Source organism: Parabacteroides goldsteinii (assembly GCF_020091425.1).
Lineage (GTDB): Bacteria > Bacteroidota > Bacteroidia > Bacteroidales > Tannerellaceae > Parabacteroides > Parabacteroides goldsteinii.
In genome coordinates this window covers 2,759,032-2,783,432 of record NZ_CP081906.1, presented here as the reverse complement: position 1 = coordinate 2,783,432, position 24,401 = coordinate 2,759,032, and the positions used below count along the sequence as shown (strand labels likewise).

The following is a 24,401-nucleotide window of genomic DNA, read 5'->3' as shown; positions in this document are numbered from 1 at the left end:
GCTTTTTGGTTATCCGATATAGTTTTCTTTTAATATTTCGGCGAAAGGTCTGTTTGTCAGTTTACTTTCTATCCATGAAAGTATATCGAATGTTTTAAGCAGTTGCTTTTCATATTTGTCTTCCCTGATTTTTACTATTTCTTTTTGAAATTGCATCCACAGTTTGTTTTGCGCTTTCTGATAAGACGGCAATGGATAGGACATGACAAAACGGAACAGTAGCTTTTCTGTACGGTATATATGTTTTTCATAATGAATATTACGCTTGATGGAGTTGATTTCATTTTCGAAAAAGCTGTAATCCCCCAGTTCAGCCAGTATCAGCAGATTTATCAACCGGGCCGTTTTATACGAAGGCAATGTATGAAATAGTTTGCCGGAGCTGAATATTTTCTTCATGCTTTTGCGTGCTCTCTCCGGTTCTTCCAGGCACAGATAAAGAATGGCAGTATTCAAATACAGTTTTAGTTGTGTTTCCAACCTGAGCAGGCCGATCTTTTTAAACAAATGATCTTCATAGTTGCCGGATAGTTCCAAGGCAATTTCGAACTTGCCTGTATTTATATAACTAACTTGCTCATATTGATAGATGGAAGCATTTATTTCCAAAAAAAATTCTGTTGCGTAGTCGCCCTGCTGCATTTTTCTCAGGCGGTCTATGAAAAAAGGCATTTCCTGGTACAGTCCTGCCAGATGAAGACTATCGAGAATGCCTTTTAGGGCACTCAAATAGTAAATCGGAGGATTCAGGATCAGGTGCTGATTCGATTCGAAAAGAGTAATAAGTTCCTGATAAAAACGGATGGCTGATTTATAGTTACCTGTATTCAGATAATAAGTGGCCTGAAACAGGAGATGTAGTTTTCTGGCTTCAAATCCTTTGTAGGAATTATTGGCTATTAGATTCAGTTCGCTTAAAACCAGGTCATTCAGGTTGTCTTTTTGTTTCTCGGAGCGTATATATCCTTTATTGGCAATCCGATGTTTTAAAATATCATATAGTTGCAGGTGAAGATTGATATTTCTTGAATATTTCATGATGTCATTGATCTTCATCTGTTTATTGACCAGTTCCCGTTCAGATATTTCATTGAAGCCGAGTGAACTGAGATATTTAAGTTCAGTCCGGCGTATCAGAAGGAGGAGCGGATCGTTTTCATAGGTCGCTGCAAGTTTTTGGGCTTTATTCAGTTGATTGAAGGCTTCTTCAAACAATTCTCTTTCGAACAGAATGTCTGCTTTTGTTATATAGTTGAAAATAGTTGCCTGTACATCTTCTTTCTTCCGTAAATGTACCAGGCAATCCATAATCACCCGGTAAAGATGCTTGGCTGCCATATCGAAATTGTTCTTGTTTTCCTCCTGGCAATAGAGCCTGTAAACTTCGTCGGAAGGAATCCCTTTATTGATCAGGTCGAACAGGAAAAGATAGTTCTTTTCACCACTTTGCAAATTGGCATATAAACGGAAGTATCTTTTTTCTGCCTTTGTCAGAGACTGTATAAGCTGTATGAGATGATCAGGATTCGTGTATTTCATGTCAATACCGGATTTATTTATAAAGTGTTTTTGAGGTAACATCAGTGCACGAATTTAGAAATTTTTTTTATTTGGGATTATCTGTATGGATAAATTATTTATGGAATAGTAGAGAATATAGAGCTATATTTGTATCGCTTCATTGCAGACTTTAAATTCGTATAGATATGGATACAGAACAATTAAGGCGGCATAATATCCTGGTGGTGGGCAGTAGCAACACCGACATGGTAATCAAGGCCGGACATCTTCCCCGTCCGGGGGAAACCATTCTGGGAGGAACTTTCTTTATGAATCCCGGAGGAAAAGGTGCAAATCAGGCGGTCGCTATTGCCCGTTTGGGAGCATCTGTAACTTTTATATGTAAGACAGGCAGTGATATTTTCGGACATCAGTCTCAGCAACTTTTCGAAGAGGAGGGGATTAATACTTCCTATATCTTTTCAGACTCGGAGTATCCTTCCGGCGTAGCTCTGATAACAGTAGATGAGCAGGCCGAAAATTGTATAGTGGTGGCTTCCGGTGCAAATGCCAATTTATTACCTTCGGATCTGGCAAAAGCGGAAGAGGCTGTCGATCTGGCAGATATTGTTTTGATGCAGTTAGAGATACCGATGGAGACTGTAGAATATGTTGCAGAGATCGCATATTATAAGAATAAAAAGGTGATATTGAATCCGGCTCCGGCACAACCGTTATCTCCGTCGTTATTAAAACATCTTTATATGATTACGCCTAACGAAACAGAGGCGGAAATGATTTCCGGAGTTAAAATAACCGGGCAGGAGTCAGCGGTTAAGGCAGCACGTGTTCTTTCTGAAATGGGCGTGCAGAATGTCATCATTACGCTGGGTTCAAAAGGGGCGCTGGTCTATTGCGACGAAGGAGTGGAGTTTATCCCTGCTTTCAAAGTAGAGGCTGTGGATACGACGGCAGCAGGTGATGTCTTTAATGGCGCCTTGGCTGTTGCTTTATCGGAAGGGCGGAACCAGATCGAGGCTGTCCGGTTTGCCTGTAAAGCTTCCGCTATTTCCGTCACACGGGTCGGGGCACAATCGTCCGTCCCTTACAGGAGTGAAGTCGATATATTTGAATAACAACTATAATCTGTATATTATGAAAAATCTAATTATTCCTGTTTTATCAGGTTGTTTTCTCCTGTTGGCTTCTACGGCTTGTTCCGAACGAGCGTCGACAACAGGAAAACAAGTTGTTTTACCATCGGAAATATCGATCAGCAAAGACAAACTGATGGATAAGATCAAAGGAGGCTGGGCCGGACAAACGATTGGTTGTACATACGGAGGGCCGACGGAGTTTCGCTATAACGGGACGATGATTCAGGATTATGTTCCTATTGTCTGGCCGGACGGGTATATAAAATGGTGGTATGAGAATGTTCCGGGATTATATGACGATGTTTATATGGACCTTACTTTTGTTGATGTCTTCGACCGTCTGGGCTTGGATGCACCTGTCGATTCTTTTGCGATGGCATTTGCGAATGCCGGATATACGCTATGGCATGCCAATCAGGCTGCACGCTATAATATCCTGCAAGGTATCATGCCTCCCGCTTCCGGCCATTGGCTGAACAATCCGCATGCGGATGACCTGGATTATCAGATCGAAGCCGATTATGCCGGTTTGATGTCGCCGGGGATGCCGAATACAGCTTCGGAGATCTCGGATAAGATCGGGCATATCATGAATTATGGCGACGGTTGGTATGGTGGCGTTTATGTGGGAGCCATGTATTCACTCGCATTTGTTTCGGATGATATAGCGTTTATAGTTTCCGAAGCCCTTAAAACGATTCCGGAAGAAAGCCGTTATTATCAATGTATGAACGATGTGATCCGCTGGCATAAAGAGTTTCCGGATGATTGGAAACGTACCTGGTTTGAATGCGAAAAGAAATGGAGCGAAGATATCGGTTGCCCGGATGGCGTTTTTGTCCCGTTCAATATCGATGCTGTAATTAACAGTGCTTATATCCTGATCGGTTTGTTGTATGGTGAAGGTGATTTTTATAAAACGATGGATATTGCCACCCGTTGCGGGCAGGATTCCGATTGTAATCCGGCTTCGGCCGCTGGAATTTTAGGGACAGTTTTAGGGTACAGCAAGATTCCTGAATATTGGTTGAAAAACCTGAGAGAAGTGGAGGATATGGACTTTGCCTATACTACGATCTCTCTGAATAAGACCTACCGGATGAGTTTTAACCAGGCTTTGCAGGTCGTAGAACGGAATGGAGGGAAGATAGAAGGAGATAATGTCTTTATTTCCTGCCAGCAACCTGTTCCGGTAAGATTGGAGAAGGCTTTCGAAGGATTATATCCGGTAGACCGTATAGGTGTTAATAAACAAGTGGCAAAAGTGGGTGACGTTACATTTGAAGGGACAGGCATTGTCTTTAAAGGGAATGTGCAGGCTAGGGATAACGAGTATGTTGCCCGTGTGGAAATGTACATAGATGGGGAATTAGTGGAAACAGCCAATTTGCCCGCTTCATATATTACCCGCCGCCATGAATTGTTCTGGAAATATCAGTTGCCTGAAAAACAGCACACCGTCACTTTTAAATGGCTGAATCCCCATCCGGATGCATCAGTCAATTTCGGTGAAGCGATTGTTTATTCGGATGCACCATTGAAAATAAACCATCAATAATATCATATCATGAAACATCTATTTTTGTTAATCTGTGTATTATCCCTGCTGGTCTCCTGTAACAGTACACCGAAGAAAACCGTACAGGAAACCGCCATGCAGCCTGTCAGTCTGATCCTGGATACTGATTTGGGGCCTGATTATGATGATGTCGGTGCAATGGCTGTCATGCATGCCCTGGCTGATAGCGGATATGTCGATATTCTTGCAACTTTGTCATCCAACCATGATGAATCAGTCGTCCCCTGTATCGAAGTATTGAATACCTATTTTAATCGTCCTTCCATTCCTGTCGGGGCGCCCAAAAGCGAAGGCGGTGTAACGATGACTTCCGGTCATAAGATCAAATGGACGGAGGCTTTGCCTGATAAATATCCTCATAAAACAAAGAAGACGTCGGATGCTCCTGATGCCGTTCAGGTATATCGCAAAGTGCTGAGTGCGCAGCCGGATAAAAGTGTGGTGATCTGTACAATCGGCTTTTTTACCAATCTGAAAGACCTGTTGCATTCAGAAGGTGACGAATATAGCCCTTTGTCAGGAAAAGAACTGGTCGCTAAAAAGGTGAAACAGGTTGTCGCTATGGCTGGCTTTTTCCCAAAAGGACGGGAGTTCAATGTCTTTTGTGACACGCCGGCTTCGAAGACTGTGGCAGAACAATGGCCTACTGAAATTGTCTTTAGTGGTTTTGAGATCGGAAATGTCGTTTTGACAGGCAAGAAGCTGGTCGCTTCCGATATAACGGATAGTCCCGTAAAGGATGCTTATGCCTTGTGCTTTGCGGAAGGAGATCCGGACGGACGGATGAGTTGGGATCTTACGGCTGTCTGGGTCGCCATTAAAGGATATGACCCTTATTATAATGTGGAACGTGGAATATTCAAAGTGATCGATGAGGAAGGTACTAACACTTGGATTCCGGACGAGAACGGAAAGGACCTTCGTCTGATAGAAAAGATGCCGGCCGGTCAGATGGCTGCCTTGCTGGAAAATTATATGATGCATCAACCTGGTTCTAAATAGTAAAGATATGTTTATTGTACAAAGTTATACATTGGCAATTGTTTTTTGTGTTGTCACCATGTTGTGTTGGGGCTCATGGGGAAATACACAGAAACTGGCCTCCAGGACATGGAGGTATGAGTTCTTTTATTGGGATTATGTGATCGGAGTTCTTTTGTTCTCCGTTATCTCTGCTTTTACCTTGGGCAGTATCGGTTCCGAAGGCCGCAGTTTTATTCCCGATCTGATGCAGGCCGATCCGGTCAGCATCGGCAGTGCGTTTTTGGGAGGAATCATTTTTAATGCCTCGAACATATTGCTTTCGGCAGCAATAGCCATATGCGGTATGTCCGTCGCTTTTCCGGTAGGAGTTGGTTTGGCTTTGGTTTTGGGCGTCCTGATCAATTATTTTGGTGACGCTAAAGGAGAGCCATTGTTTATTTTTGTCGGTGTGGCATTGATTGCTGTTGCGATCCTTCTGAACGGGCTGGCTTATAAAAAAGCATTGGTCGGCTCAAAAAAAGTTTCCGGAAAAGGAATATTTATTTCTGTTGCAGCCGGCGTGATCATGGCTTTCTTTTACCGTTTTGTTGCTGCTTCCATGGATCTGGAAAACTTTGCCTCTCCCGCAGCAGGCAAGTTGACACCCTATACGGCTGTTTTCATTTTTGCCCTCGGCGTATTTGCCAGCAATTTTCTCTTTAACACGATTGCAATGAAAAAAACGGTAGAAGGCGCCCCTGTCTCTATTGCCGGTTATTTTAAAGGGAATATCCGTACCCATTTTGTCGGGATATTAGGTGGAGTGATCTGGTGTATAGGGCAGTCATTCAGTATGATTGCTTCTGAAAAAGCCGGAGCCGCCATTTCTTACGGCCTGGGGCAAGGTGCAACATTGGTTTCGGCCCTGTGGGGAATCCTGATCTGGCATGAATTTAAAGGAGCGCCCAGATCTTCCGGTTATCTGAATTTGGGAATGTTCCTGTTTTTTGTTGTCGGTTTGGGTTTCCTGATCTATGCAGGCGTTTGATTCGCATAATTTGAACTGATCTGGGGGATAAAAGGTAAATAAAAATGCCATTTATCCCCGTTTTTATGCTCTAATGCCAAAAATATCGGGAAAAAGCCTTACTTTTGTCTTAGTTTCTTGTTTATTGGGTATAGTATATAACTAAAAAAACAGGTCTATGAAAGAAGAAGGTGATGTATTCAAGAAGTTCCGTGACTCTTTTAGCAAGATGGACGGACATTTCCATATATTAGAACAGCGTGTTCCGGTTGAACTTCAGATGGAATATTTCAAGTATTCCGAACAGGTTCGTAAAGAAAGGGCAAAACCGGATTTAAACGATATGGATTATACAGCCTTCCGCGAAAGTCTGTCTAATCCGGAGTCGACAACCGATTATAAGAAATATATTTTATCCATGCTGGCAACTTCCCGCGAGGTGAAAGCCTACCGGATGCTGGAAGATTATGTGCAGCACCCGGACGAAGATGTGAGCAACTGGGCTTATATGGCTTTGATGGAAAGTCGCATCTCTTTGGAGTCGGAGTTGTCGGATGAGAAACAAATATATATTTCGACAGGGCTGGGAGGCAAAGGTGAGAAATTGCGCTTTTACGTATTGATGTTATCCAGGGATCGTAAACCTTTCCTGGAGTATCAGCGTAAAGTCATAGAACGTGAGTTCGCTTATTTCCTGCCGAAGGCCGACTGCGAGATAGAGCGCCTGACGATCGGGGAGCAATATGTGGAACTGGTGTTTTTGATACCGGTACGTGCAGACATCAAGTTAACCCTTGACAAGGTTATCAATGAATGTAACCAATACGGCGATTTCCTTTCAGACATCTTTACAATAACAAATGTAAAGGAACTGACCGAGCAGGAAGTCACTGATATTATAAATAAGAATGGAAACAGTAAAACAAGCCATTAAGTATGGTATAGTGGGAGTGGGGAACACCGTTATAACAGCTGTCGTTATCTGGATAATGATGAAGCTGCTCGGTTGTTCGGATATTGTATCGAATATAGTCGGTTATGCGGCGGGGGTACTGAACAGTTTTATCTGGAACAAGCAATGGACGTTCCATAGCGATGCGGGCTGGATGAGCAGTGCCGTTCGTTTCGGTGTTGTGTTCGGTATCTGTTATCTGATGCAACTGGGGTTGCTGATGTATCTGAATGCCAACCTGTCGATCGATCCTTATTATAACCAGTTGCTGGCTATGGCTTTTTATACGGTTATTAATTTCGTAATGAATAAGTTTTATACATTCAAGTCATAAAAAGCAGATGAAGAAGCTTGCAGTTATAGTGCCGTGTTACAACGAAGAGTTGGTTATATCCGAATCATACCGTCGTACAAAGGAAGCATTGCAGTCGGTGCCTATTGCTACTGAAATTATTTATATAAACGATGGAAGCCGGGATAAAACCCGGGAATTGCTGGATGGTATAGCTGCCTCCGATCCACAGGTAAAGGTAATCCATTTTTCAAGAAACTTCGGACATCAGCCGGCCGTAACGGCAGGTATCAATAACTGTGACGCTGATTTGGCCGTCATACTCGATGCCGATATGCAGGACCCTCCCGAACTGATTCCCGGTATATTGGAATTGCAGGAAAAAGAGCATGCAAACGTAGTTTATTGCGTACGAAAATCGAGGGAAGGGGAAAGCTTTTTCAAAAAAATTACCTCAAAAGCATTTTACCGTTTACTTAATTATATGAGTGACGTCAGCTTTCCGCTGGATACCGGTGACTTCCGTATGATCGACCGGAAAATTATGGATCAATTCGACCGTTTTCAGGAACGGGGTAAATATATCAGGGGATTGATAAGCTGGCTCGGTTATAAGCAGGTGCCGTTTTATTATGAGCGGGAAGCCCGGATTGCCGGTGAAACGAAATATCCTTTCAGCAAAATGTGGAAGTTTGCTTCGACGGCCATGTTGTATTTCTCTAAAAAGCCGCTTCGGTTGGCAACAAGTTTGGGATTTATAGCTGTGGTGGTCGGTATTGTTTTGGCCGCCTGGTTTACACTGGGAAAAATCTACGGGTTCAGTAATGCCGAAAGCGGTTGGACTTCCATTATGACATCTGTTATTTTCTTCGGCGGTGTCCAGCTGTTGACGGTGGGTGTTTTAGGACAATATGTAGGGATTCTGTTCGATGAAATTAAAGCGCGTCCCGAATATATTATTGACGATAAGAAAAACTTCTGATAGTATATTTTTAGTTTCTTCCGGATGAAACAGTTGTTTCTCCCGGAAGAAATTTTAGTTTCCTTAGGATGAAACAAAATCAATCATTGAATATCTTCCGATAAATATGACAATAAGGAGTTTCTCCTTTCTTGTCGTAATAATGTTGGTGATAGTCTTCTCCTATCCAGAATTTCTCGGCAGGTTCCAATGCCGTAGCTACTTTAAATCCCATTCCAAATAATTTACCGATATATCTTTCCGCGATCTCCTTCTGCTCTTCATTGCAATAGAAGATAACGGAGCGATATTGGCTGCCTATGTCCGGGCCTTGTCCGCCTACCTGTGTGAAATCGTGGGTCTCGAAGTAAAGACGCAGCAATTGTTCGAAGCTGGTTTGTGCAGGATCAAAGATGACTTCAACGGTTTCTACATGGCCGGTTGTCCCTGTTTTTACTTCCGGATAGGAAGGGTTATTTACTGTTCCGCCCATGTAGCCGACATGCGTATATTCTACGCCTTTTACTTTTTCCAGGTGATATTGGGTTCCCCAAAAACAGCCGGATGCAAAATAGGCTGTTTCTTTATGAAAGTTATTCTGTGTCATATTCTTATTCAGCGTTTGAATTATTCTATTTATATTTGTGCAAATATAATCTTTTATTTCGCAATGGACAGCAAAAAATCACTGAGCCCCGCTCAAAAAACAATAGTGGGCGTTCAATTTCTCTTTGTAGCCTTTGGTGCAACAGTATTGGTGCCTTTATTGGTCGGTCTTGATCCTTCGACAGCCCTTTTTACTGCCGGGCTGGGTACATTGATCTTTCATCTGGTTACAAAAGGAAAAGTTCCTATTTTCCTGGGAAGTAGTTTCGCTTTCGTTGCTCCCATCATTAAAGCGACAGAATTATATGGTTTGCCGGGTACGATGTCGGGACTGGTTGCCGTAGGTGCCGTCTACGGACTGATGAGCGCATTGGTTAAATGGCGTGGCATCGGTTTTATTAAAACGCTTTTCCCTCCGGTCGTGATCGGGCCGGTTATTATACTGATTGGTTTGTCGCTTGCCGGTTCCGGTGTGAATATGGCGAAAGAGAACTGGCCGCTGGCCCTGATCGCTTTGCTGACGGCTATTCTGGCATCCTTGCTCGGGAAGGGGATGATCAAGCTGATCCCTATCTTTTGCGGGATCATTGTAGGGTATATTGCCGGGGCAGTCTTTGGTGTGATTGATTTTGAACCGATTGTTGCCGCTCCCTGGTTTGCGTTTCCCCAGTTCGTTAAACCGGAATTATCCTGGGGAGCTGTGATTTTTATGATTCCGGTTACCATCGCCCCGATCATTGAACATATCGGCGATGTATATGCCATCAATGAGGTGACCGGCAAAGATTTTGTGAAAGATCCGGGTTTGCACCGTACTATGTTGGGTGATGGTCTGGCATGTATTGCTGCCGGCCTGATCGGAGGACCTCCTGTAACGACCTATTCGGAAGTGACTGGCGCTATCTCGCTGACAAAGATCACAGACCCTACCGTTATCCGTATTGCTGCGGTGACAGGTATTGTCTTTTCTGTCTTTGGGAAGATCAGTGCTTTTCTGAAATCGATTCCGCCGGCCGTGTTGGGCGGAATAATGTTGTTGCTGTTCGGTACGATTGCGGCTGTCGGTATAAACAGCCTGATACAAAACCGGACGAATCTGGGCGATACACGCAACCTGATTATTGTTTCGCTGATCCTTACCTTCGGCATAGGTGGCGCAGCAATTGAATTTGGCGGTTTTACAATGGCCGGTATCGGGTTGTCCGCATTGTTGGGAGTTTTACTGAACCTGTTGTTACCCAAGGGAAATAAATAAAGTTCGGCAACGTTCTTTTATATATCCATCTCTTAACGGTTCAGACGTTTTGAAAGTCCCTTAAAATGTATACCTTTGTGCCGCTTTTTATAAAAGCGAGCGATTATATGTTTAACTTGTAAGGAAAAGGGATAAATCTATGCAAAAGTCCGACTGCATTATCAGTGTAGAACATGTATCCAAGTTCTTTGGGGACAAGGCTGTGCTGAATGATGTAAATTTGTTTGTCCGTAAGGGCGAGTTTGTTACTATTTTGGGACCTTCCGGTTGTGGTAAGACCACATTGTTACGTCTGATAGCCGGATTTCAGACCGCTTCGGAAGGGGAGATCTCCATTGCAGGAAAGGAGATTACGCAAACGCCGCCACACAAAAGGCCGGTCAATACGGTGTTTCAGAAATATGCATTGTTCCCGCACCTGAATGTTTTCAATAATATCGCTTTCGGTCTGAAATTAAAGAAACTGCCTTCCGCCGTGATCGAAAAGAAGGTAAAGCAAGCCTTGAAGATGGTCGGTATGACCGATTACGAATACCGTGATGTCGATTCCCTTTCCGGCGGACAACAGCAGCGTGTCGCCATTGCCCGCGCCATTGTGAATGAACCGGAAGTGTTGCTGCTCGACGAACCGCTGGCTGCCCTCGACCTGAAGATGCGTAAAGATATGCAGATGGAATTGAAGGAAATGCATAAGTCGCTCGGCATTACCTTCGTCTATGTAACCCACGACCAGGAAGAAGCATTGACTTTGAGCGATACGATCGTTGTTATGAGCGAAGGCCGTATCCAGCAGATAGGAACCCCGATCGATATCTATAACGAACCGATCAACTCGTTTGTAGCCGACTTCATCGGTGAAAGTAATATCCTGAACGGATTGATGATAAAAGATAAGCAAGTCTCTTTTGCCGGACACGATTTTGAATGTGTCGATGAAGGGTTTGGAGAACAGGCACCGGTCGATGTTGTAATCCGTCCGGAAGATATTTATATATTCGACCCGTCGGAAGCTGCCATGCTGACCGGAACGGTTACTTCTTCCATCTTTAAAGGAGTCCATTACGAAATGATGGTGCAGACTCCCGAAGGATACGAGTTCATGGTACAGGATTATCATTGTTTTGAAGCCGGACAGGAAGTCGGATTGCTGGTAAAACCATTCGATATTCATGTTATGAAGAAAGAACGTGTCTGCAACACGTTTGAAGGTAAAATGATTGATTCTACCCATGTGGAATTTCTTGGAACCACTTTTGAGTGTAACGAAGTTTCCGATATGGAACCGGACGCTCCTGTAAAAGTGGAAGTCGATTTCCGTCATGTTATTCTGGAAGATAACGAAGAAGACGGCAAGCTGACAGGTGAAGTGAAATTTATCCTGTACAAAGGGAACCATTATCATCTGACAGTGTTTACTGACTGGGACGAAGATATTTTCGTCGATACGACAGATGTCTGGGACGATGGTGACCGGGTCGGTATACGGATTGCCCCTGAGAATATACGTATTATTCATAACTAAAAGGAAAGGAAGTGATAAATAAAGTCTCAGCATTTTTCATGCGGCGCAGGAACTGGACGATTCCTTACGCATTATTTCTGGCGGTATTCGTAGTGATGCCATTGCTCCTGATCGTTTTATATGCCTTTACGGATGCCGAGGGAGCATTTACTTTCGCCAACTTCCGTAAATTTATGATGCATCCCGAGGCATTGAATACCTTTGTCTATTCTATTGGGATTGCGATCATTACTACTTTGGCCTGCCTGCTCTTAGGATATCCGGCAGCCTATATATTGAGTCAGGCCCGTTTTAATACTTCCCGTACGATGGTCGTGTTGTTTATCCTGCCGATGTGGGTGAACATTCTGATCCGTACGTTGGCTACAGTCGCCCTGTTCGATTTCCTTGATTTGCCTTTGGGCGAAGGAGCCTTGATCTTCGGTATGGTATACAACTTTCTGCCCTTTATGATCTATCCGATCTATAACACCTTGCAGAAGATGGACCGCAGCCTGATTGAAGCCGCACAGGATTTGGGTGCCAATCCTTTCCAGGTATTTATGAAGACAATTTTTCCTTTGTCGATGCCCGGTGTGATGAGCGGTATCGTGATGGTCTTTATGCCGACCGTTTCGACGTTTGCTATTGCCGAGTTGCTGACAATGAACAATATCAAACTGTTCGGTACGACCGTACAAGAGAATATCAATAATGGGATGTGGAACTATGGCGCCGCCCTGTCTCTTATCATGTTGCTGCTGATCGGTGTCACGATCCTGTTTACCAACGAGGAAGACAATGCCTCAAATGAAGGAGGAGGTGTGATATGATGACGAAAATAATGGCGAAGGCCTATCTGTGGTTGCTTCTTATCCTGCTTTATTCTCCGATCCTGATCATTATGATCTTTTCATTTACCGAAGCGAAGGTGCTGGGTAACTGGACGGGATTTTCAACAAAATTGTATACTTCCTTGTTTACCGGAGGCGTGCAGCGTTCGCTGGTAGGTGCTTTGTGGAATACATTTGCCATTGCCATGCTGGCTGCATCTATCTCGACAATCCTGGGAAGTATTGCTGCTATCGGTATATTCAACCTGAGAAGCCGTTCGCGTAGAATCATGAACTTCGGAAATGCCATACCGATGATGAATGCAGATATCATAACCGGTGTTTCTCTGTTCCTGTTGTTTGTCAGTTTTGGTATTTCGCAGGGATTTACTACAGTCGTGCTGGCGCATATTTCATTCTGTACTCCTTATGTTGTATTGAGTGTGATGCCCCGTCTGAAAAAGATGAACCAGAATGTGTATGAAGCCGCGCTTGATCTGGGTGCAACCCCGTTTCAGGCACTGCGCAAAGTGATTATGCCGGAGATATGGCCTGGAATGATCAGTGGTTTTATCCTGGCTTTCACGCTTTCGATCGACGACTTCGCCGTCACGATCTTTACTATCGGTAACGAAGGACTGGAGACACTTTCAACCTTTATCTATGCGGATGCCCGGAAGGGAGGACTTACTCCTGAACTGCGTCCGTTGTCCACAATCATCTTTGTCACTGTACTGGTGTTGCTGATTGTGATAAATAAGAGAGCTGATAAAGCCGCTAAATAATGTCAAACAGGAGTAGGGTATGAACAGACTAATTAAAATAATATGCGTACTTGTCGCTTGCCTGGGCGTTTTTTCGTCCTGTGCACGTACGGAAAAAGAGCGCAGTAAGATATTGAAAATTTATAACTGGGCGGATTATATCGATGAAGATATTCTGGATGAATTTCCGGTCTGGTATAAGGAGCAGACGGGAGAGGATATTCGTATCATTTACCAGGTATTCGACATTAACGAGATCATGTTGACCAAGGTGGAGCGTGGTCACGAAGATTTCGACCTGATATGTCCTTCGGAATATATCATCGAACGTATGCTGAAGAAAAAGCTGTTGCTTCCCATCGACCGTAACTTCGGAAAAACGCCCGATTACCTGAATAACATTTCTCCGTATATCCAGGAACAACTCAATAAACTGAGCCAGCCGGGAATGAAAACGACCGACTACGTTGTCCCTTATATGTGGGGCACGGCAGGCTTGCTCTATAATAAGAAATTTGTTTCAAAGGATGAAGTGATGACCTGGGATTGCCTGTGGAATCCCAAGTATAAGAACAAGATCCTAATGAAAGACAGTTATCGCGATGCCTATGGTACTGCTATCATTTATGCTCATGCCAAGGAACTTGCCGACGGAACCGTTACGGTAGAACAATTGATGAACGACAACTCCCCTGAAGCAATCGCTATTGCTGAGGATTACCTGAAACGCATGAAACCCAATATTGCCGGATGGGAAGCCGACTTCGGTAAGGAAATGATGACCAAAAACAAGGCCTGGCTGAACCTTACCTGGAGCGGAGATGCCGTCTGGGCAATGGAAGAAGCCGATGCAGTGGGAGTGGAGCTTGGTTATGAAGTGCCGCTCGAAGGTAGTAATATCTGGTATGATGGCTGGGCAATCCCCAAATATGCCCGCAATGTGAAGGCTGCCAGTTATTTTTTGGATTATCTTTGCCGTCCGGACATTGCCTTGCGCAATATGGATGCCAATGGTTATGTAAGTGCCGTTGCCACACCGGAGATACTGGAGGCAAAAATAGATACGACAATCGAGGAGTTTTCTGATCTCAGCTATTTCTTTGGTACCGGAAACGACAGTATCCGGATCAATCCGGTACAATATCCCGATCATAAAGTGGTGGAACGTTGTGCTATGATCCGTGACTTTGGCGATGAGACGGAGCTTGTGCTGGAAATGTGGAGCCGTGTGAAAGGCGATAACCTGAATACCGGTATTGTCCTGTTGATCTTTGCTGTGTTCGGTTTGTTATTTGTCTGGGTAGTCTACCGCAGAATACGTGATTATAAACAAAAACAGCGTCACCGCAGACGTCGCAGACGCTGGTAATTATTATTGATGAGTATGGAAGGAATAAAGAATCTGATTATAGACTTTGGCGGAGTGATCATTAATCTGACCCGCAACCGCTGTGTGGAGGCCTTTGAAAGTTTTGGTGTGCCCGATGTCCGCGACTGCATCCTGAACAGTAAAGACCTGTTTATGCAGATAGAGATGGGAACTATCACCTCTGCCGAGTTCAGGGACGGTATCCGTCACCTTACCCAGCAGCGCCTGACCGATGAACAGATCGATGCTGCCTGGATTGCCATGCTCGATGATATACCCGCCTACAAACTCGATTTATTGATGGACCTTCGTTCCAGATACAATACGATGCTTCTCAGTAATACGAATGAGATCCACTGGCAATGGGCCGAGAAGAATAGCTTTGCCTATAAAGGACATCATGCCGAAGACTTTTTCGGAAAGATATACCTTTCCTATGAGTTGAACATGGTCAAGCCCAATGCCGATATATTTGAATATGTCTTGAAAGATGCCGGTATCAATCCGGAAGAAACCTTATTCCTGGATGATGCCGTACCTAACTGTCGTACGGCGGAGGCGCTTGGTATTCGTACCTATACTCCCCAGCCGCGGGAAGACTGGTCGCATTTGTTCAAATAAATAGTAGCCGTTACTTTAAAAGTTAATAAGACCGATTCCGAGAACCAAATTGTTTGTGTGCTGTTTCTATAAGCATAAATCTAAACAAATATTTGGTGATTATGAATAAGTTAGTTTTCTCTACGCTATTGATGGGCGTATTTTTCGGCAGCTGTTCGAAGGATGACGATTGCCATTGCGTAAACACAGATGATCTGATAAGTCCCGAGTTGGCCGAAATGAGAGTTTCGACAGGTACTTCAACAACATCATTTACCGGTGTCCTGATGGTTTATCCCTGTACCGGAGATTCCAGCCTTTATTATGGGAATTATGGCATTAACGGCACATTGTCGCCTATTAATGCAACCTACACTATAAAAGACGGTTCCATTTATAAAGCTACTGCTCCTGTCAGGTTGCCTTTGGGAGATTATAATTTCCTGTACTGGGGATTATCCAAAAACAGCCAGACCGATTCGGTCTATGATGCCGCAGCTATCAGAGAGCCCGGTTTACGTGTAGGGGCAGATTTGTCAGATTTGTATATGACTATGTATCAGGATAATTATAAAGATACAACTTATATGCCTGTCTATGATTATCTGCATGCCGTCAATCCCATCAAAGTCGGTACGGATAAAATGCAGGCAACGATGAAGCATGCCACAGCCGGTTTAAAAATAACATTGACGAATAAGGACGGCAATAAGATGGATGCGAGTATCGCTTCTGCCCGTATCCTGGTTGGAAATATTGCTTCCCGGCTGGACTATTATACTGCTGAAGCAAGCGACTTCACAAAGACTGTCGCATTTCCGTTGACCATGTCGACCGATAGCATGTCCATGTCCGCCAATTCAACAGTTATGGTTTTCCCTTCTTCCGACAATCCTCCCCTCACTATTATGCTGACGTTGAAGAATGGATTGGTAAAACATTTCCGGAAACCTTTGGACAATGCATTAATAGCCGGAAACCGTCTGACTCTCAATATTACATTAGGAGAATTATACTCCGAAGAAACCTCATCTGACGGCTTCGAAGTAGAGAACTGGACAGAAAGCACAGAAACGATAGACTTTCCGGCAGGCTAAATGTAGTAAGTTGACAGTTGACAAGTGACAGTTGTCAACTGTTATATGTCTTTTACCTTCAAAACATTATAAGAAGTTCCGATATCATAGACATCGCTACCGTCCACCTTCTTTATGTATTTTACTACGCGGATCGTTACTGGAAGAATGATCACTTCATAGAGGGATTTCAGAACCGCCTGTGTCCCGATCATGATTAATAATTCTTTGCAGGGAATCAATCCGGCAAAAGCGATCGGAAAGAAAATCATCGAATCGGCACTCTCACCCACTAATGTCGAAGCGATCGCACGTAAAGAAAAGTTTTTCCCTTTGGAAGCAATCTTCATTTTACTCATCACATACGCATTCAGGAACGAGCCGACCAGAAAAGCGATCAGGCTTGCAATCGCAATGCGCGGAGCCATTCTAAAGACGAAGTTAAAACCTTCTTCCCCTTCCCAAAACGGGGCGGCAGGCAACATGACTGCCAGTTGTGCAAATCCGATAACGAGGAAGTTCGAAGCAAATCCGCTCCAGATAATCAAACGCGCTTTCTTAAATCCCCATACTTCGGCAATACAATCATTGATAATATAGGAAATAGGGAATACGATCAGTCCGGCTGTAGCAGTAATGCCAAATACCTGTACGACTTTCGTTTCTAAAAGATTGGACGCTACCAGGCATATATTGAACAGGATGCCAAGCAGCATAAATGGGATTGTTACAGTTGTCTTCTGCATAATTCTTGTTTTTTACGAGGTTTATCAAGCACTCGGGAAAGCAAAAACTTTCCGTATCATGTCTATAAATTAAATTCCGGCTGCAAAGATAGTTATTTTTTTAGAACCTGTGTGAGTAGGTCAGCCCTATTGCATGTTTATAATTGACCGGATCATATACGTTGAATATATGGTAACGGTAATATAACTGCAATGCGTTTTGTTTGTTTATCTTATAATCGCTTCCGGCTGAGAGGCGAATCCTGTCTGTGTGCATATTACCCTGATAGCCTGTGTCATTAAATATTTCGGCATAAGCAAAAGGGGAGAAATCCGTTTTACAGATCTTATAGGAGAGGGTGAGCATTGTCCGGAGATAATTCTTGGGATGTTCGGCGCCTGTTTTATAAGTACTCTGGAATCGTTCGCGAAGAGACAGGACAAAGTTGCCGACAGGATATTTTCCTGAAGCATACACATAATATCTGTTCCGTAACTCTTCGGAAGCCTTGTACTGGTTAAGTAACATATAGGCTACTCCGGCTTTCAGATACCGGTTGAATGTATAGTTGATTTCTCCTGTTGTCAGAAACCACTCTGCTTGTTTGAAGTTTGATTTCGGACGGATATCCTCTTCCAGCAAAAAAGAAAATTGATGATAAATCTTTCCTGACAGACTAACCTTGAATGCCATTCCGGCACCATCCATTGCCCACAAAGTAGAATGACTCTGAAACATCAAAAAGACGAATAGAATAAGGAAACAATTTCTTTTGAAATAGTTTTTCATAAGAATATGATGTGTTTTTAATTTAGATTTAGGGCAAAGATAAGGATAAAAGAATTATTTTTGTATCTCATGTAACTTAATAAAATCATGTAATGAAGAACTTCTTCCGGCACTGAGTGGTTACTAACCGGATTATTTTGCTATATTTGCTCCCGAATTATAAAAACAGTTTTTTGAAAACACTACTTTCTACATCTATAAGTGCTTAATAACAGCCTATAACTCTTTATAGGCTGGTCACTTCAATACTCCGGATATACATCTTCATCCGGGCCTTATTATTATATCCTTTTATAGATAAAAACTGTTCCCATAAGGGAGCATAGTAACCATTTAATATATCATAGTCATGAATTTAAACGACGTGCAAGTCAGGAGGGCTACTTCTGACGATTTTAACGATGTAATGAACGTTGAACGACTCGCTTTCGGTGAAGATGACGAGGCCGTACTGGTGGAAGACCTTTTGGCAGATCAGACAGCAGAACCTTATGTCTCATTGCTTGCCTGTTATCAGGGGGAGGCTATAGGCCATATCCTTTTTACAAAGGCCTCACTGGAGGGGAGCAATCCTTCACCTTCTGTTTATATCCTGGCTCCTTTGGCCGTAAAGCCGGAGTATCAGAAACAAGGTTTCGGAGGTTTGCTGATCCGGGAAGGCCATCGGATATTGAAGGAGATGGGAGTGGAGATGGTTTTTGTGCTGGGGCATAAAGAGTATTATCCCCGTCATGGTTTTAAGGGGAATGCAGAAGCAGCCGGTTATCCGCCTCCTTATCCGATTGAAGATATCTATGCTGATTGTTGGATGTATCAATCCCTTACTTCGGAAGCAGGAAGTATTCCTAAAGGAAAGGTAAGATGCGCTGATGCACTGGACAAGCCGGAGTATTGGCGTGAATAAAGAGAAGAGGGGAGATATATTCTCCCCTTTCATATATACTTTCTGTCTTTTATTCAATCTCCAATACCGCCGGGCAATGATCTGAATGCACGGCATCATTCAGAATATAAGCCGATTTCAGCAACGGTTTTACCGGTTCGCTGACCATGCAGTAATCGATACGCCAGCCTTTATTGTTTTTACGCGCATTGAAGCGGTAGCTCCACCAGGTATATTGTTGCTTTTCCGGATTGAGATGGCGGAATGTGTCAATAAATCCCGCATCCAGAAACCGTGTCATCCATTCGCGTTCTTCGGGAAGGAAACCGCTGTTAGTCGCATTGCGTACCGGATCATGAATGTCTATCGGTTCATGACAGATATTATAGTCGCCGCAAAGAATCAGATTCTTACGTGCTTTCTGTAATTCCGCTACATAACGCTGGAAATCTTCCAACCACTCCATTTTAAATGCCTGGCGTTCATCACCACTGGTTCCGGAAGGATGGTAGACACTGACAATTGACAGGTCACCATAATCCGCACGGATAAAACGGCCTTCGTTATCATATTTTTCTATGCCCATTCCTATTTCCACATGATCGGGTTCCTGACGGGTGAGGATAGCTACCCCGCTATAACCTTTCTTCTGGGCACTGAACAGGTAAGGTTTATAACCTGAATCCGCAAAGGCCTCTGCTGGGAATTGATCCGGCTGAAGTTTAGTTTCCTGCAGGCAGAGTACATCGGGCTGCTCTTGTTTTAACCATTCCGGAAAGCCTTTTCCCACAGCGGCGCGGAGGCCGTTTACATTGTATGTTATTATCTTCATATAACAGCTCTTTTAGATCGTTTAATAGGAATCCAAAGATACAATTTAACAGTTGGATGTACTAATTTTTACCGGATAATTCTATTTTACATCTAAATGAATCCTACATTTGTAGCGGCAAAAAGAAAATTATACGAGGAAAATACAGAATGGAAGAAAATAGTTTTGAAGCCCGTTTGCTTCATACGCCTTACGAGAAGCCGGACGCCTATGGCTCATTGGCAATGCCGGTCTATAACACTGCTGCTTACGAGTTCGAATCGGCGGAAGCGATGGAAGCCGCTTTCTGTGGCCGTACGTCCGACCATGCTTATTCGAGGATTACGAATCCGACCGTACAATATTTTGAAGATCGTGTGCTGTCCGTTACCGGAGCCATGAGTGTCACCGCCCTCAATTCCGGTATGGCTGCTATTTGCAATACGTTGATGACGATCGGGCGTGCAAAAGCCAATATCGTCACTTCCCCGCATCTGTTCGGCAATACCTGGTCATTGATGAAGACGACGCTGGCCACCTTTGATATCGAGGCACGTTTCTGTAACCTGACCGATCCCGACGAGGTCCGCGCCCATATCGACTGCAACACCTGTGCGATCTTTCTCGAAGTGATTACCAATCCGCAGCTGGAAGTGGCCGACCTGAAGATGTTATCTTCTATCGCAAAGGAGGCGGGAGTACCTTTGATCGCCGACACGACGATCGTTCCTTTCTCTGTCTTCCACGGAAAAGATTTTGGTATAGATATCGAGATCGTATCCAGCACCAAATATATCTCCGGCGGGGCAACAAGCATAGGAGGCCTGATACTTGATAACGGGACCTTCGACTGGAGCCATTTTATCACACTGAAACATTGGTATGAACAGTTTGGCGAACGCGCTTTCACCGCCCGCCTCCGGAAGGAGATACACCGGAACCTGGGCGCTTATATGACGCCGCAGGTTGCCTACATGCAGACGCTGGGACTGGAAACCATGCCTCTCCGTTTCGAACGGCAGGGAGCAACTTGCCTGGAACTAGCCGGCCGGCTGCAAACGCTGGAAGGTATTGTGTCGGTCAATTACACCGGCCTGAAAGATAATCCTTATTATAAACTGAGCACTGTCCAGTTCGGAAAATATCCGGGAGCCATGCTGACATTCGACCTGCCTTCCCGTGAGGCCTGCTTTGCCTTTATGAACCGCCTGCAACTGATCCGCCGTGCCACGAACCTGTTCGACAACAAGACATTGGCTATCCATCCGGCAAGCACCATCTATGGCAGTTTCACCGAAATGCAGCGGCAGGGAATGGATATCAGCCAGCAAACAATCCGCCTGTCGGTCGGACTCGAACCGGTCGACGATTTGTATAACGACATTAAACAGGCTTTAGCCATACGCTGATGCGGACGCTTATCATAGCCGATAACCAGGATATCACCAAAGCCGGCATCCTTTACCTGAGCGACAGGATGCCGGATCTTAACCTTGTGACTGAGGCTGCCGACAAACACGAGCTGCTTCAACTCCTTCAACAGCATCCGCAGGCTGTCGTGATCCTCGACTACACGCTTTTCGATTTGACGAGTGCCGACGAACTTCTGATCTTGCAGGAGCGTTTCAAACAGGTCTCCTGGATACTTTTCAGCGATGAACTGAGCGAAAATTTTATCCGCCGCATCCTCTTCAGCAGCGAGGCTTTCAGCATCGTCTTGAAGGATGCCCCGTCAGCAGAAATACGTGCGGCCCTGCAATCGGCTTTACATTCCGAACGTTTTATCTGTCAACGGATTCATAACCTGCTTTCAGAAAAGAAAATAGTCCGTGAACCCAAAGAGCACCCCGTACTGACCTCGACAGAAAAAGAAATACTGAAATCCATCGCTTTAGGCAAGACGACCAAAGAAATTGCCTCCGAGCGTTTCTCCAGCATCCACACCATCACCACCCATCGCAAAAATATTTTCCGCAAACTGGAAGTAAATAATGTGCACGAGGCAACCAAATATGCTCTGCGCGCAGGGATAGTCGATGCAGCGGAATACTATATTTAATCAGACCATATCTTCCCCAGTCTTCACAATCTCGACTTTCAAAGTCTTGTGGAAAGGCGTAAAGCGGGAGATAACCATCACCACAATCGCAAAGATGAGCACGTAGCCGATAATCGTTTTCAAGGCAAGCAACAAGCTTTGCGATTGCAGTGTGGTGTAAAGGCTGTTTGTAGCCAGTTGCACGGCATCCGTCATGCTATGTCCCTGTGCCAGTGCATTATTGAGTGACTGGTTGTATTGCTGTGCCGCCAGCGGGTTATCGAGGCGCATATTCTCCGAGAGGATCGCCATATCCCGCAATTGCAGACGGTAAAGCATATTATTGAAGAAGGCCGACGACAGGGCAGGAGCTATCACCGAACGGCAGGTGATCAGGAAAAAGGCATTATATATCATCAGCTTCGGATTCATATCTTCCACCGCATACACACCGAAAGCGATAAACAAGATCATCATTCCCATTCCCCGGAGAAACATCGGAAGATACAACATTTCGTACCTCCCGTCCGGTGTGATCCCGAAATAGAGGATAGCCAGATAGATCACATAACACAGCATCCCTCCGGATATCAGTATCCTGAAACGCCACCGTTGCCAGCGGAACCACCAGAAACAGATCACCGCCCCGCAGATAAACCCCGGCAGCATCCAGAGATTCAGAAAGTTGGCATGTACGCTGTCTACCCGTATGATATTATTCATATAACTGGTCACCAGCGAACTGGTGGAAGAAAAGAACATCACCAACATCATGAAGAAATAGCCGATCAACGCCTTGCTGCTGTTCAGCACTTCCAGTTTCAGATACGGATTTTTCCGCGTCTTCTGCCGGAACTGGAATAACCAGACCAATACCGGCAGCGACAGCACATACACCGTGATTTTAGCGGACGAAAACCAGTCGAGTGTCTTCCCGTAGGTGGCCGACCAGATGGTGAAAAGCAGGATGGAGGCCATGAGCAGGATACTTTTCCAATCTATCTCTTTAAAAGGAAAATAGACAGGACGCCTGGCATACCGGAAGAACATCAGGATAAAAGAGATGGCAACCAGCAAGAGCAGGATAACGAAGTAATACATATACTGCCATTGGTAGTAATAGGCCAACTGTGCCGTGACCGCCATCGAGACCTGGCCTGCCGAGAACACGATCGGGTAGAAGTAAGCATAAAATTCGCTGCGCACATTCTGCGGACTGAAAAGCGGACGTATCATCAGGATGATCTCCAGCATGGCGAAACCTTTCAGAAAACCGATAAAGAAGCTGCATACGATAATGATATCCATTTGGTTCACCTGCGCACAGATAAAGCTGAGGATCACCTGCAACAAGAGGTCGATTAGCAGGATCGTTTTAGTGGTCACTACCGGACGCACTTTCGGGATCAGCGGATAAGCAACCGCCATTCCCGCCGATGTCGCATAGTAAGCCATGCTGATGTCTTCGCTCAACACACCCAGCGTTCCTGAAACTTCGGTGATAGTCCCGGTATAGGCTCCGTTGATCAGGATGATCGGCAGCATGACGGTAAAAGCCGTAACGATCCCCAGCCAGCGGGGGACCCAGGGGCGGATAGGGACATTCAGGGGTGTTTGTGTAGCCATTATGCTGTATTATTCAATGTCTTTTCAATGCTTCCGTTTCCACCATCATGCCGGCACGGAGCAGATTCATGTCTTCGGGCGAAACGTCAATCAGGTCGATGCGCACAGGGATGCGCTGTTGTATCTTGACGAAGTTGCCGGCAGAGTTATCGGTCGGGACGAGGGAGTATTTGGAGCCGGTCGCTTCGGAGATCGCCGTCACGGTGCCGTGGAAAATGCGGTCGTCTACAGCATCTACTTTGATGCGTACTTTCTGGCCGATGTAGATATGGCTGATTTGTGTTTCCTTGTAATTGGCGGTTATCCATTTGTCGTTGTTGCGGACGAGGTAGCTGAGGGTTTGTCCGGCTTGAACCAGTTGTCCGGTTTCCAGCGTGCGGCGTCCCATGTATCCGTCGAAGGGAGCGGTGACGACTGTATACGATAGGTTGAGCTGCGCCATCTCCAGGTCGGCTTCTTTGCGCAGGATGGCCGCCTTCACACTGCCGCTTTTCTTGCTCGTCTCCGAATATTGCGATTGGGCGGCACTCTTTTGGCGGAGCAGGGATTCGTAACGGGCTTTCATGGCTTCGTATTCAGCCTTGACCTGTTCGTATTGCTGTTGCGAGACGGACTCTTCGGCCAGGAGGTTGGCATAACGTCGATGGTCCTGTTCGAGTTGCCGGAGGCGGGCTTCTGTCTCGGCGATATTGGCCTCCTGTACGCTGATATTCACCTGGGAGGTTTCGATGCCGGAACTTAGTATGTCTTTGGAGGCCTGGGCATCGAGGAGGGCGGCTTCGGCATCTTTCAGCTTGATACGGTATTCCCGGTCGTCGAGGATCAGAAGGGTGTCGCCTTCCTTTACCTGCTGGTGCTCGGTGAAACGGACTTCCCTGATGTAACCCGGTACGCGGATATTGACGGGGGTGATATATTGATCCACTACGGCATCATTGGTGATTTCGTAGTTGACATATTTCCAGAAATAGTTGACCGTCCATGATATGCCGCCGAAAGCGAGTAGGATACATACGGTATTGAGGGTGATATTCCTTATTTTCAGTCGCCTCAGTTGTTTTCTTTTTCTATGTAATCCGGACATATTTGTCTG

Annotated in this window: 24 protein-coding genes; 17 read left to right on the top strand and 7 right to left on the bottom strand. The window is 44.9% G+C overall.

Annotated elements, in window-relative coordinates:
• Positions 1-9: 9 nt before the first annotated feature.
• Entirely contained in the window at positions 10-1,539 is a 1,530-nt protein-coding gene (locus tag K6V26_RS12630; protein ID WP_224265495.1) for a hypothetical protein, read from the bottom strand.
• A gap of 167 nt (positions 1,540-1,706) precedes the next feature.
• Here K6V26_RS12630 and rbsK point away from each other — a divergent pair, with 167 nt between their 5' ends.
• The 7 genes from rbsK to K6V26_RS12595 all read left to right on the top strand — a co-directional run bounded on the left by rbsK (position 1,707) and on the right by K6V26_RS12595 (position 8,452).
• On the top strand, positions 1,707-2,636 hold the full coding sequence (rbsK, locus tag K6V26_RS12625) for a ribokinase (protein WP_224265494.1): 930 nt from the start codon (positions 1,707-1,709) through the stop codon (positions 2,634-2,636).
• Positions 2,637-2,655: 19 nt separating this feature from the next.
• Positions 2,656-4,215 (top strand): ADP-ribosylglycohydrolase family protein, encoded by a 1,560-nt coding sequence (locus K6V26_RS12620; protein WP_224265493.1) that lies wholly within the window; start codon positions 2,656-2,658, stop codon positions 4,213-4,215.
• A 9-nt stretch (positions 4,216-4,224) separates the two neighbouring features.
• Entirely contained in the window at positions 4,225-5,238 is a 1,014-nt protein-coding gene (locus K6V26_RS12615; RefSeq protein ID WP_007658250.1) for a nucleoside hydrolase, read from the top strand.
• Between the two features lie 7 nt (positions 5,239-5,245).
• Positions 5,246-6,247, top strand: a complete 1,002-nt coding sequence (locus tag K6V26_RS12610; protein WP_224265492.1) for a GRP family sugar transporter — start codon at positions 5,246-5,248, stop codon at positions 6,245-6,247.
• A 157-nt stretch (positions 6,248-6,404) separates the two neighbouring features.
• Complete coding sequence (locus K6V26_RS12605; protein WP_007658243.1) at positions 6,405-7,160, top strand: hypothetical protein; 756 nt, start codon at positions 6,405-6,407, stop codon at positions 7,158-7,160.
• A complete protein-coding gene (locus K6V26_RS12600; protein WP_007658237.1) occupies positions 7,135-7,512 on the top strand; it encodes a GtrA family protein in 378 nt (125 codons plus the stop codon). The genes K6V26_RS12605 and K6V26_RS12600 overlap by 26 nt, the downstream gene beginning before the upstream one ends.
• Before the next feature lie 7 nt (positions 7,513-7,519).
• Positions 7,520-8,452 carry a glycosyltransferase family 2 protein gene (locus tag K6V26_RS12595; protein ID WP_007658236.1) on the top strand — a complete coding sequence of 311 codons (933 nt, stop codon included), beginning with the start codon at positions 7,520-7,522 and terminating at the stop codon, positions 8,450-8,452.
• 79 nt (positions 8,453-8,531) lie between these two features.
• Here the strand turns inward: K6V26_RS12595 and msrA are convergent, their stop codons facing one another.
• Entirely contained in the window at positions 8,532-9,038 is a 507-nt protein-coding gene (gene msrA, locus K6V26_RS12590; protein WP_007658235.1) for a peptide-methionine (S)-S-oxide reductase MsrA, read from the bottom strand.
• Between the two features lie 63 nt (positions 9,039-9,101).
• On the opposite strand from msrA, the gene K6V26_RS12585 reads away from it, so the two are divergent.
• The 7 genes from K6V26_RS12585 (at position 9,102) to K6V26_RS12555 (ending at position 16,456) form a co-directional block, all read left to right on the top strand.
• Positions 9,102-10,292 carry a uracil-xanthine permease family protein gene (locus tag K6V26_RS12585; protein ID WP_010802692.1) on the top strand — a complete coding sequence of 397 codons (1,191 nt, stop codon included), beginning with the start codon at positions 9,102-9,104 and terminating at the stop codon, positions 10,290-10,292.
• 139 nt (positions 10,293-10,431) lie between these two features.
• A complete protein-coding gene (gene potA / locus K6V26_RS12580) occupies positions 10,432-11,814 on the top strand; it encodes a polyamine ABC transporter ATP-binding protein (protein WP_007658233.1) in 1,383 nt (460 codons plus the stop codon).
• Between the two features lie 38 nt (positions 11,815-11,852).
• A complete protein-coding gene (locus K6V26_RS12575) occupies positions 11,853-12,626 on the top strand; it encodes an ABC transporter permease (protein WP_007658232.1) in 774 nt (257 codons plus the stop codon).
• Positions 12,623-13,411 (top strand): ABC transporter permease, encoded by a 789-nt coding sequence (locus K6V26_RS12570; RefSeq protein ID WP_007658229.1) that lies wholly within the window; start codon positions 12,623-12,625, stop codon positions 13,409-13,411. The genes K6V26_RS12575 and K6V26_RS12570 overlap by 4 nt, the downstream gene beginning before the upstream one ends.
• Before the next feature lie 19 nt (positions 13,412-13,430).
• Positions 13,431-14,759, top strand: a complete 1,329-nt coding sequence (locus K6V26_RS12565) for an ABC transporter substrate-binding protein (protein WP_224265491.1) — start codon at positions 13,431-13,433, stop codon at positions 14,757-14,759.
• A 15-nt stretch (positions 14,760-14,774) separates the two neighbouring features.
• Positions 14,775-15,380: an HAD family hydrolase gene (locus tag K6V26_RS12560; RefSeq protein WP_007658225.1), complete on the top strand. Its 606-nt coding sequence runs from the start codon at positions 14,775-14,777 to the stop codon at positions 15,378-15,380.
• Positions 15,381-15,481: 101 nt separating this feature from the next.
• Positions 15,482-16,456, top strand: coding sequence for a FimB/Mfa2 family fimbrial subunit (locus K6V26_RS12555; RefSeq protein WP_224265490.1), 975 nt, complete (start codon positions 15,482-15,484; stop codon positions 16,454-16,456).
• Positions 16,457-16,497: 41 nt separating this feature from the next.
• On the opposite strand, the gene K6V26_RS12550 is transcribed toward K6V26_RS12555, so the two are convergent.
• Both K6V26_RS12550 and K6V26_RS12545 read right to left on the bottom strand, forming a co-directional pair.
• The gene (locus tag K6V26_RS12550) at positions 16,498-17,181 is read right to left on the bottom strand and encodes a queuosine precursor transporter (RefSeq protein WP_224265489.1); all 684 of its coding nucleotides are present in this window, start codon (positions 17,179-17,181) and stop codon (positions 16,498-16,500) included.
• Positions 17,182-17,281: 100 nt separating this feature from the next.
• On the bottom strand, positions 17,282-17,950 hold the full coding sequence (locus tag K6V26_RS12545) for a DUF2490 domain-containing protein (RefSeq protein ID WP_224265488.1): 669 nt from the start codon (positions 17,948-17,950) through the stop codon (positions 17,282-17,284).
• Between the two features lie 349 nt (positions 17,951-18,299).
• Between K6V26_RS12545 and K6V26_RS12540 the strand changes: the two genes are divergently transcribed.
• On the top strand, positions 18,300-18,854 hold the full coding sequence (locus tag K6V26_RS12540) for a GNAT family N-acetyltransferase (protein WP_224265487.1): 555 nt from the start codon (positions 18,300-18,302) through the stop codon (positions 18,852-18,854).
• Positions 18,855-18,903: 49 nt separating this feature from the next.
• Here K6V26_RS12540 and K6V26_RS12535 read toward each other — a convergent pair whose 3' ends face one another.
• Positions 18,904-19,665, bottom strand: coding sequence for an exodeoxyribonuclease III (locus tag K6V26_RS12535; RefSeq protein ID WP_224265486.1), 762 nt, complete (start codon positions 19,663-19,665; stop codon positions 18,904-18,906).
• A gap of 149 nt (positions 19,666-19,814) precedes the next feature.
• Between K6V26_RS12535 and K6V26_RS12530 the strand changes: the two genes are divergently transcribed.
• Positions 19,815-21,053, top strand: coding sequence for a PLP-dependent transferase (locus tag K6V26_RS12530; protein WP_224265485.1), 1,239 nt, complete (start codon positions 19,815-19,817; stop codon positions 21,051-21,053).
• Entirely contained in the window at positions 21,053-21,703 is a 651-nt protein-coding gene (locus K6V26_RS12525) for a LuxR C-terminal-related transcriptional regulator (protein ID WP_046147393.1), read from the top strand. The genes K6V26_RS12530 and K6V26_RS12525 overlap by 1 nt, the downstream gene beginning before the upstream one ends.
• Here the strand turns inward: K6V26_RS12525 and K6V26_RS12520 are convergent, their stop codons facing one another.
• Positions 21,704-23,308: an MFS transporter gene (locus tag K6V26_RS12520; RefSeq protein WP_010802694.1), complete on the bottom strand. Its 1,605-nt coding sequence runs from the start codon at positions 23,306-23,308 to the stop codon at positions 21,704-21,706.
• A 13-nt stretch (positions 23,309-23,321) separates the two neighbouring features.
• Positions 23,322-24,392: an HlyD family secretion protein gene (locus tag K6V26_RS12515; RefSeq protein ID WP_046147391.1), complete on the bottom strand. Its 1,071-nt coding sequence runs from the start codon at positions 24,390-24,392 to the stop codon at positions 23,322-23,324.
• Between the last annotated feature and the right edge of the window lie 9 nt (positions 24,393-24,401).